Annotated in this window: 8 protein-coding genes; 2 read left to right on the forward strand and 6 right to left on the reverse strand. The window is 71.6% G+C overall.

What is annotated here, in order from left to right:
- The first annotated feature begins 16 nt into the window (after positions 1–16).
- Complete coding sequence (locus F9C41_RS23700; protein WP_155389007.1) at positions 17–988, forward strand: zinc-binding dehydrogenase; 972 nt, start codon at positions 17–19, stop codon at positions 986–988.
- 10 nt (positions 989–998) lie between these two features.
- Here the strand turns inward: F9C41_RS23700 and F9C41_RS23705 are convergent, their stop codons facing one another.
- Positions 999–1,241 carry a hypothetical protein gene (locus F9C41_RS23705; protein WP_155389008.1) on the reverse strand — a complete coding sequence of 81 codons (243 nt, stop codon included), beginning with the start codon at positions 1,239–1,241 and terminating at the stop codon, positions 999–1,001.
- An 83-nt stretch (positions 1,242–1,324) separates the two neighbouring features.
- On the reverse strand, positions 1,325–1,870 hold the full coding sequence (locus tag F9C41_RS23710) for a GNAT family N-acetyltransferase (RefSeq protein ID WP_155389009.1): 546 nt from the start codon (positions 1,868–1,870) through the stop codon (positions 1,325–1,327).
- A gap of 142 nt (positions 1,871–2,012) precedes the next feature.
- Between F9C41_RS23710 and F9C41_RS23715 the strand changes: the two genes are divergently transcribed.
- Positions 2,013–2,453 (forward strand): LysM peptidoglycan-binding domain-containing protein, encoded by a 441-nt coding sequence (locus F9C41_RS23715; protein ID WP_155389010.1) that lies wholly within the window; start codon positions 2,013–2,015, stop codon positions 2,451–2,453.
- Between the two features lie 70 nt (positions 2,454–2,523).
- Here F9C41_RS23715 and F9C41_RS23720 read toward each other — a convergent pair whose 3' ends face one another.
- The 4 genes from F9C41_RS23720 to F9C41_RS23730 form a co-directional block, all read right to left on the reverse strand.
- Positions 2,524–3,618: an acetate kinase gene (locus F9C41_RS23720; RefSeq protein ID WP_155389011.1), complete on the reverse strand. Its 1,095-nt coding sequence runs from the start codon at positions 3,616–3,618 to the stop codon at positions 2,524–2,526.
- Positions 3,615–5,693 carry a phosphate acetyltransferase gene (gene pta, locus F9C41_RS23725; RefSeq protein WP_155389012.1) on the reverse strand — a complete coding sequence of 693 codons (2,079 nt, stop codon included), beginning with the start codon at positions 5,691–5,693 and terminating at the stop codon, positions 3,615–3,617. Before pta ends, F9C41_RS23720 begins: the two co-directional genes overlap by 4 nt.
- A gap of 52 nt (positions 5,694–5,745) precedes the next feature.
- Positions 5,746–5,922 (reverse strand): DUF6104 family protein, encoded by a 177-nt coding sequence (locus F9C41_RS40790; protein ID WP_196279910.1) that lies wholly within the window; start codon positions 5,920–5,922, stop codon positions 5,746–5,748.
- A gap of 84 nt (positions 5,923–6,006) precedes the next feature.
- On the reverse strand, positions 6,007–9,465 hold a 3,459-nt coding region (locus tag F9C41_RS23730), incomplete at its 5' end, for a multifunctional oxoglutarate decarboxylase/oxoglutarate dehydrogenase thiamine pyrophosphate-binding subunit/dihydrolipoyllysine-residue succinyltransferase subunit (RefSeq protein ID WP_155389013.1).

Raw genomic sequence — 9,465 nt, forward strand, 5'->3', positions numbered from 1 at the left:
CTGTTAGCGTCGGGCCATGCGTGCCGTCTATGCCGACTCGATCAATCCGGACAATCCCCTGGCGGGACTCGTGGTGGGCGAGCGGCCCGACCCGCCGGCCGCCGAGGGCTGGACCACCGTGCGGGTGATGGCCAGCGCGCTCAACCACCACGACCTGTGGTCGCTGCGCGGCGTGGGCCTGTCCGCGGAGCAGCTGCCGATGATCCTGGGCTGCGACGCCGCCGGGGTCGACGAGGACGGCAACGAGGTCGTCGTGCACGCGGTGGTCGGGGATCCGGCGGCCGGGGACGGCGACGAGACGCTGGACCCGAAGCGCTCGCTGCTCTCCGAGCGCCACCAGGGCACCCTCGCGGACCTGGTGACCGTGCCGCGGCGCAACCTGGTGCCCAAGCCCGAGGGCATGACCTGGACGGACGCGGCGTGCCTGCCGACGGCCTGGCTCACGGCGTACCGCATGCTCACCACGCGCGGACGGCTGCAGGCCGGCGGCAGCGTGCTGGTGCAGGGCGCGGGCGGCGGCGTGGCCACCGCGGCCGTGGTGTTGGCCCAGGCGCTCGGTGCGCGGGTCTACGCGACCAGTCGGGACGCCGCCAAGCGGGAGAGCGCCGCCGGGCTGGGCGCGACCGTGCTGGCCCCGGGCGAGCGGCTGCCCGAGCGCGTCGACGTGGTCGTGGAGACCGTCGGCGAGGCCACCTTCGACCACTCCGTGAAGAGCACGAAGCCGGGTGGCCGCATCGTGGTGTCCGGTTCGACCTCCGGGCACCTGGCCACGGTCGACCTGCGCCGGATCTTCTTCCTGCAGCAGGAGGTCGTCGGCTCGACCATGGGCACCCGCGACGAGCTGGCGGCGCTGCTGGAGCTGATGGCCGCCCGGCAGATCGCGCCGGTGGTGGACACCGTCTTCGACTTCGCCGACGCGCGCGGGGCGTTCGAGCGGCTGGCCGCGGGCGCGGGCTTCGGCAAGATCGTGCTCGACCACCAGGCCTGAGGTCGCCGCCTCAGACCCGCGGGGTCGGCGCCGGCTCCGCGGTGGTCGCCGTCAGCCCGCCCCACGGGTCGCGGCAGACGTAGCTGAGATCCGCGTGGATCCAGCGGGCGTCGTTGTCGCGCAGCACCGGGCGTGCGCAGTGCAGGCAGGGCGAGACCCGGGGGTACGCCCCCCGGCCGCCTCCACCCGCACTCTGCTCGGCTCGCTCGCCGCGCTGCCCGACAGCGCCCGGCCGCGTGGTCGGCTCGTGCACGCATCCTCCCCAGACTCGCTCGTCGACGGCGAAAATCATCGACATTGTCGATGATGCTCTGTCCGATCAGGATACGCAAGCCCTCAGGCGGGCGGCCACTCGTGGGCCAGCACCGACCAGACCTCGCTGTCGTGCCGCTTGCCGCGGTAGGGGTAGGACTCGCGCAGCACGCCCTCCCGGGTCATGCCCAGCCGGGCCGCCACGGCCAGGCTGCGCGCGTTGTCGGGCCGGGTCTGCCACTCCACGCGGCTCAGGCCGCGCTCCCGGAACGCCCAGTCGAGCAGCGCCCGGCAGGCCCGGGTGATGAGTCCCCGGCCCTGGCCTGCCGGCTCCAGCCACACCCCGATCTCGCCGTTGCCGAACTCGGTGTTGACGCTGAACAGCATGGTGCCGCCCACCAGTGTGCCGTCCAGCCAGATGCCGAGGATGCGGCCGGTGCCCGCGGCCTGCATGTCGGCGTAGCGCTGCAGGGTGGCGCGAGCCGAGTCCAGATCGGTGGAGCGGCTCGCCCACGGGATCCACGGGTCGACGTCGGTCCGCGCGCGGTCCATGTGCGCCAGGAACTCCTCGGCCTGCCACGGCTCCAGCGGCCGCAGCTCTGCGCCGTCGCCGAGGGGGAGTGCGAACATGCTGGTCCTCTTTTCGTACCGGTGATCACGAACGGAGGCCATTCTGCCCCATCCGCGGTTCCGGCGAACCAGTCCGAAACGGTTTCAAACGGCGCTAGTCTGGCGTCGGGCATCGTGATCAATCACAGACACGGGGGGACTGATGAGCGAGCCGCAGGACAAAGAGGGGCGCCTGGACGACCTGGAGCATGAGGCCGCGGGCTTCATGAACCCGTTCAAGTGGGGCAAGAAGAAGAAGGAAGAGGAGGAGGCGAAGAAGGCGCAGGAAGCCCAGGCGCAGACCCAGGCTCAGGCGCAGGCCGCCCCCGCGCCCCCGCCGGCCGCGCCGCCGATCACCGAACCGGCGGCCGCGCCCAAGCCCGCGCCCCCGGCAGCGGCGGCGCCCAAGCCCGCGGCCCCGACGCCGAAGGCGCCCGCACCGCAGGCCGAGCGCACGTACAAGGTGAAGTCCGGCGACACGCTGTGGGACATCGCGGCGCAGTACTACGGCGACGGCCGGCAGTACATGAAGATCGCGAAGGCCAACAACATCGCCAACCCGAACCTGATCAACGTCGGCGTGGTCCTGAAGATCCCCGACTGAGCAGCGCACGTCACGCGGCGGCGGGCCGACCGGCCCGCCGCCGCGTCGTGTCCGGTGACGAGCCCGCGGCTCAGCGGGCCAGCAGCTCCGCGGTCTGGTTCGCGATCTCGAGTTCCTCGTCGGTGGGTACGACGCAGACGGCCGGGAACGCGCCGTCGGGCGAGATGAGGCGCTCGCCGCGCGCGGCGGACCCGTTGCGGTCGGCGTCCACCACGATGCCCAGCGTGCCGAGCCCCGACAGCGACGCCTCCCGGACCGGGGCGGCGTTCTCGCCCACGCCCGCGGTGAAGGTGATCGCGTCGACCCGGCCCAGCAGCGCGTAGTAGCCGCCGACGTACATCTTGACGCGCTCGCAGTACACGTCGAAGGCCAGCTCGGCCGCGGCGTCGCCCTCGTCGCGACGGCGCAGCACCTCGCGCATGTCGTTGTCGCCGCACAGGCCCTTCAGGCCGCTGCGCTGGTTCAGCAGGTCGTCGATGGCCTCGAAGGACATCCCGGCGACGCGGTGCAGGTGGAACACCACGGCGGGGTCGATGTTGCCGCTGCGGCTGCCCATCACCAGGCCCTCCAGCGGGCTCAGCCCCATGCTGGTGGCGACGCTGCGCCCGCCCCGCACCGCGCAGGCGCTGGCTCCGTTGCCCAGGTGCAGTGTGATCACGTTGACCTCGGCCGGGTCCCGGCCGAGCAGCTCGGCGGTGCGGCGCGAGACGTACTCGTGCGACGTGCCGTGGAAGCCGTAGCGGGCGATGCCGTTCTCCTGGGCCACCTCGACGTCGATGGCGTACATCGCCTGAGCCGGCGGGATGGTCCGGTGGAACGCCGTGTCGAAGACGGCGACCTGGGGCACCCCGGGCAGCATCTCCCGGGCGATCCGGACGCCCTCCAGGTTCACCGGGTTGTGCAGCGGCGCCAGCGGGACCAGCCGGGTGACCGCCTCCAGCACGGCGTCGTCGATGAGCGTGGGCGTGGTGAAGCGCAGCCCGCCGTGCACCACCCGGTGCCCGATGCCGTCCAGGTCGGACACGTCCGCCGAGAAGATCACCTCGCGCACCGCCTGGGCGCAGTCGGTGACCCGCTCGATCAGCCCGCCGTCGACGGACTTGCCGTCGACGTAGAGGCCCCACTTCACCGAGGCCGAGCCGCAGTTCAGGACCAGGATCTTCATGAGACCACCTGCGACTGGATGGCGGTGATGGCCACCGTGGAGATGATGTCGCGCACCGTCGCGCCCCGGGACAGGTCGTTGACCGGCTTGCGCAGGCCCTGCATGACCGGGCCCACCGCGACCGCGCCCGCCGAGCGCTGCACGGCCTTGTACGTGTTGTTGCCCGTGTTCAGGTCCGGGAAGATCAGCACCGTGGCCCGCCCGGCCACCTCGCTGCCCGGCAGCTTCGTCGCGGCGACGCTCGGGTCGACCGCGGCGTCGTACTGGATCGGGCCCTCCACCGGCAGGTCCGGGCGGCGCTCGCGGACCAGCTTGGTCGCCAGCGCCACCTTGTCCACCTCGGCGCCCTGCCCCGAGCCGCCGGTCGAGTAGGACAGCATGGCCACCCGCGGCTCCACCCCGAACCGGGCCGCCGTCTCCGCCGACGACAGCGCGATGTCGGCCAGCTGCTCCGGGGTCGGATCCGGGTTGATCGCGCAGTCGCCGTACACCAGCACGTGGTCGGCCAGGCACATGAAGAACACGCTGGACGCGACACCCACCCCCGGCTGCGTCTTGATGATCTCGAACGCGGGACGGATGGTGTCCGCGGTCGGATGCACCGCGCCGGAGACCATCGCGTCGGCCCGGCCGGTGTGCACCATCATCGTGCCGAAGTAGTTCACATTGGTCATCAGGTCGTACGCGATGTCGCGGGTCATGCCCTTGTGCGCGCGCATCCGGGCGTACTCGGTCGCGAACTCCGACCGCCAGCGGGCGTCCGCCGGGTTCACCAGCCGCGCATCGCCCAGGTCCAGGCCCAGCTCGCGGGCCCGCTGCTCGATCTCGTCCACCGGGCCGAGCAGGGTCAGATCGCACACGCCACGGCGGTTCAGCGCCTCGGCGGCGCGCAGGATGCGCTCCTCGACGCCCTCCGGCAGCACCACGTGGCGGCGGTCGGCACGGGCCCGCTCGATCAGTTCGTACTCGAACATCAGCGGGGTGACCCGGTCCGGCCGGCTCAGGTCCAGCCGCCCGGCCAGCTCGACCGAGTCCACGTGCGACTCGAACAGGCCCAGCGCCGCGTCGACCTTGCGCTGGTTGTCGCCGCGCAGGCGGCCCTCCAGCCCGGTCAGCGCGGCGACCGTGTCATAGCTGTCCGAGGGCACCGTGAAGATCGGCAACTCCACCCGGAACCGGCTGACCAGCGCCACGACCCGCGGGTCGGGTTCCACGCCCAGCGTCAGCAGCAGCCCCGACACCGCGGCCTGGCCGCCCAGGTGCGCGGCGAACGTGGCCACGATCAGGTCGGCCCGGTCGCCGGGCGTCACCACCAGGCAGTTGTCCCGCAGGTGCTCCAGGAAGGTCGGCACCGACGCCGCGCCCACCACGGCGCTGACCACGTCCCGGGCCATCGCGCCCGGGGTCGCGCCGTGCACCGGCGTGGCCTGCAACGCGGCGGCCACCTCGGCGACCGTCGGGGCGGCGATCGAGGGCAACTGCGGGATGGCGTACACCGGCACCGGCAGTGACGGCAGCCGCGAGTCCGCGCCCGGGGCGACCCGGTTGGCGATCACCGCCAGCACCGGCAGCTCGTCGCAGGCGTAATAGGCGGCGCGCACGGCGTCGGCGATGTCGCCGGAGTCGCGCCGGTGCCCGTTCACCACGGGCAGCACCGAGGCCCCCAGCTCACCCGCGATGCGCAGGTTGAGCTGCAGCTCCTCGGGCAGGGCGGGCTCGTCGTGTCCCTCGCCCAGGGTGCGGCCGAAGTCGGTGCCCACGACGATCACCGCGTCGCAGGAGCGCTCCAGCGCGTGGTAGTGCTCCAGGATCTCGCCGACCAGGTCGTCGGCCCGGTGCGCGCCCAGCAGCTCCGACGCGTGCTGGTAGCTCGGCCCGGCCGCGCCGACGGTGCCGTATCGGCTGCGCAGCAGCGCCACGATCGGGTCGGTCTCGCCGTCGTCACGGGTCAGCGGGCGGAACACCCCCAGCCTGCGCACCCGTCTGCTGAGCAGTTCCGCGAGGCCCAGCGCCACGGCAGACTTGCCGCCGCCCGCCTCGACGCCGGTCACATATACGCCACGAGCCACAGTCATACCGTACGGCGTGGCTGCGGTCCGACGCGCCGTACCCGGGCTAACCGGCGATCTACTCCTCGTCCTCGTCGAGGCGGGCGAGCCAGGTGGCGAAGCGCTCGACGGGGGTCTCGAACTCGGGGTTCAGGTCGATGAAGTCGCGCAGGCGCTCGGCCAGCCACTCCAGGGTGACCTGCTCGTCGCCCCGGCGTTCGACCAGCTCTTCGATGCCGCGGTCGGTGAAGTACATGGGATCCTCCGGAAAAGCCGCCGTCCCCGCCCCGCGCCTGCGGGCCGGGGACGGCGGTCATCACTGTGTTCGATCGCTCTGTGTTCAGGAGCGGGGCAGTGCCGCCTCCAGCAGCGCCGCCTGCTCGACGTCGTGCAGCTTGGTGGAGCCCACGGCCGGAGCCGCGGCGGCCGGGCGGGAGATGCGGCGCATGCGCACCCCGTCCAGGTGCTCCAGCAGGTTCAGGGCGACGAACGACCACGCGCCCTGGTTGGCCGGCTCCTCCTGCACCCAGCAGAAGTCCTCGGCCGAGCCGTACTTGGCCAGCTCCGCCTTGAGCTCGTCGACCGGCAGCGGGTAGAGCTGCTCCAGGCGGATGATCGCGGTGTCGGTGACGCCGCGCTCCTGCCGCGCCTGGACCAGGTCGTAGTAGACCTTGCCCGAGCACATCAGGACCCGCTTGACCTGTGCCGCGTCGAGCTGCGAGGTCTCGCCGATCACCGGCTGGAAGGTGCCCTCGGTGAAGTCGGCCACCGACGACACCGCGAGGCGGTGGCGCAGCAGCGACTTCGGCGTGAACACGGCCAGCGGCTTGCGCTTGCTCGACAGCGCTTGGCGGCGCAGCAGGTGGAAGTAGCTGGCCGGGGTCGACGGGATGGCGATGCGCATGTTGTCCTCGGCGGCCAGCTGCAGCCAGCGCTCCGGGCGGCCCGAGGTGTGGTCGGGGCCCTGGCCCTCGTGGCCGTGCGGCAGCAGCAGCACGAGGCTGGACCGCTGGCCCCACTTGACCTCGCCCGAGCTGATGAACTCGTCGATGACCGACTGGGCGCCGTTGACGAAGTCGCCGAACTGCGCCTCCCAGAGCACCAGCGCGTCGGGGTCCTCGACCGAGTAGCCGTACTCGAAGCCCAGCGCGGCGTACTCGGACAGCAGCGAGTCCTGCACGTGGAAGCGGGCGTCGTCGGCGGCCACCGCGGTGGCGGGCAGGAAGTCCGCACCGGTCTGCGCGTCCACGATCGCCGCGTGCCGCTGCACGAACGTGCCGCGGCGCGAGTCCTGGCCGGACAGGCGCACGGTCACGCCCTGGGCCAGCAGCGAGGCGAACGCGATGATCTCGCCGAAGCCCCAGTCGATGTCGCCCTCGACCGCCATCTTCGCGCGCTTGTCCAGCAGCTGCTGGATGCGCTTGTGCGGGGTGAAGCCCTCGGGCAGCGCGGTGTGCGCCTCGCCGATGCGGCGGACCAGATCGGTCGGGATCGCGGTGGCGACGGCCGGCTCCGGCAGCACCTCGCGGGCCCGGGTGAGCCGGCTGGACACCCCGGCGACCGCGTCGCGGGTGGCCTTGAACACCGTCTCCAGCTGCGTCTGGTAGTCGCGCAGCGCCTCCTCGGCCTGCTCGACGGTGATGTCGCCGCGGCCGATCAGCTCCTCGGTGTACAGCTTGCGCACCGAGCGCTTGGTGTCGATGATCTGGTACATCAGCGGGTTGGTCATCGAGGGGTCGTCGCCCTCGTTGTGACCGCGCCGCCGGTAGCAGACCATGTCGATGACGACGTCCTTGTTGAACTCCTGGCGGTACTCGAACGCCAGCCGTGCCACGCGGACCACCGACTCGGGGTCGTCGCCGTTGACGTGGAAGATCGGCGCCTGGATCATGCGCGCGACGTCGGTGCTGTACAGCGACGAGCGGCTGTACTCCGGGGCGGTGGTGAAGCCGACCTGGTTGTTGACGACCACGTGCACGGAGCCGCCGGTGCGGTAGCCGCGCAGCTGGGACAGGTTCAGCGTCTCGGCGACCACGCCCTGGCCCGCGAACGCGGCGTCGCCGTGGATCAGCAGCGGCAGCACGGTGTATCCGTGCAGGCCCAGGTCGAGGCGGTCCTGCTTGGCCCGGACGATGCCCTCCAGCACCGGGTCCACGGCCTCCAGGTGCGACGGGTTGGCGGCCAGCGACACGGTCGTCGTGAACTGCCCGTCCGGCGAGGTGAACTTGCCGGTCGAGCCCAGGTGGTACTTCACGTCGCCGGAGCCCTGCGCGGTCTTCGGGTCGAGGTGGCCCTCGAACTCACCGAAGATCTTCTCGTACGGCTTGCCGACGATGTTGGCGAGCACGTTGAGCCGGCCGCGGTGCGCCATGCCGACGACGACCTCGTCCAGGCCGCCCTCGGCGGAGGCCTGCAGGATCTCGTCGAGCAGCGGGATCAGCGACTCGCCGCCCTCCAGCGAGAAGCGCTTCTGGCCGACGTACTTGGTCTGCAGGAAGGTCTCGAACGCCTCGGCGGCGTTGAGCCGGCCCAGGACGTGCTTCTGCTCCTCCGGGCTGGGCTTGGTGTACTTGCGCTCGACCCGCGCCTGGATCCAGTTGCGCTCCTCCGGGTCGGTGATGTGCATGTACTCCACACCGACGCGGCGGCAGTAGGAGTCGCGCAGCACGCCCAGGATGTCGCGCAGTTTCATCACGTCCTTGCCGGCGAAGCCGCCGACCGGGAACGTGCGGTCCAGGTCCCACAGGGTCAGGTCGTGCTGGCGCACGTCCAGGTCCGGGTGCTTGCGGATCATGAACTCCAGCGGGTCGGTGTCGGCCATCAGGTGGCCCCGGACCCGGTAGGAGTGGATCAGCTCGATGACCCGCGCGGCCTTGTCGATCTGGCCCTCGGAGGTGTGCGCGATGTCACGCACCCAGCGGACCGGCTCGTACGGGATGCGCAGCGCGGTGAAGATCTCGTCGTAGAAGCCGTGTTCGCCGAGCAGCAGCTCGTGCATGACCTTGAGGAACTCGCCGGACTGCGCGCCCTGGATGACCCGGTGGTCGTAGGTGCTGGTCAGCGAGATGATCTTGCTGACGGCCATGTCGGCCAGCTGCTGCTCGCTCATCCCGGAGAACGGCGCCGGGTACTCCATCGCACCGACGCCGATGATGGCGCTCTGGCCCTGCATAAGGCGCGGGATCGAGTGCACGGTGCCGATGCCGCCGGGGTTGGTCAGCGAGGTCGTGGTGCCGCTGTAGTCGTCCATGGTCAGCTCGTTCTTGCGAGCCCGGCGCACCACGTCCTCGTACGCCTGCCAGAACTGGCGGAAGTCCATCTGCTCGCAGCCCTTGATGGACGGCACCACCAGGTTGCGCGAGCCGTCGGGCTTGGCCAGGTCGATCGCGATGCCGAGGTTCACGTGCTCCGGCTTGACCAGCGCCGGCTTGCCGTTGACCACGGCGAAGTGGTTGTTCATCTCGGGGTGCATGCCGATCGCCCGCACCATCGCGTACCCGATGAGGTGGGTGAAGCTGACCTTGCCGCCGCGGCCGCGGGTCAGGTGGTTGTTGATCACGATGCGGTTGTCGGACAGCAGCTTCGCCGGCACGGCGCGCACGCTGGTCGCGGTCGGCACCTCCAGCGAGGCGTCCATGTTCTCGACGATCTTGGCGGCGATGCCGCGCAGCGGCACCACCTGCGCACCGGGCGGCGTCGGCTTCTCGGCGGGCTTGGCCTGCGCCGGGGCCGGCTGCGCGGCGGCGACGGGCGCGGGCGCGGCGGCCGGGGCCACCGGAGCCGGGGCGGTGGCAGCCGG

The organism is Catellatospora paridis (genome assembly GCF_009720365.1).
GTDB classification, from domain to species: domain Bacteria; phylum Actinomycetota; class Actinomycetes; order Mycobacteriales; family Micromonosporaceae; genus Catellatospora; species Catellatospora paridis.

Bases quoted from the DNA above. Each gene is read 5' to 3' on its own strand.
- F9C41_RS23710 (WP_155389009.1), bottom strand. From the start codon at position 1,870: ATGTTCGCACTCCCCCTCGGCGACGGCGCAGAGCTGCGGCCGCTGGAG.
- F9C41_RS23715 (WP_155389010.1), top strand. From the start codon at position 2,013: ATGAGCGAGCCGCAGGACAAAGAGGGGCGCCTGGACGACCTGGAGCAT.
- F9C41_RS40790 (WP_196279910.1), bottom strand. From the start codon at position 5,922: ATGTACTTCACCGACCGCGGCATCGAAGAGCTGGTCGAACGCCGGGGC.
- F9C41_RS23720 (WP_155389011.1), bottom strand. From the start codon at position 3,618: ATGAAGATCCTGGTCCTGAACTGCGGCTCGGCCTCGGTGAAGTGGGGC.
- F9C41_RS23700 (WP_155389007.1), top strand. From the start codon at position 17: ATGCGTGCCGTCTATGCCGACTCGATCAATCCGGACAATCCCCTGGCG.
- pta (WP_155389012.1), bottom strand. From the start codon at position 5,693: ATGACTGTGGCTCGTGGCGTATATGTGACCGGCGTCGAGGCGGGCGGC.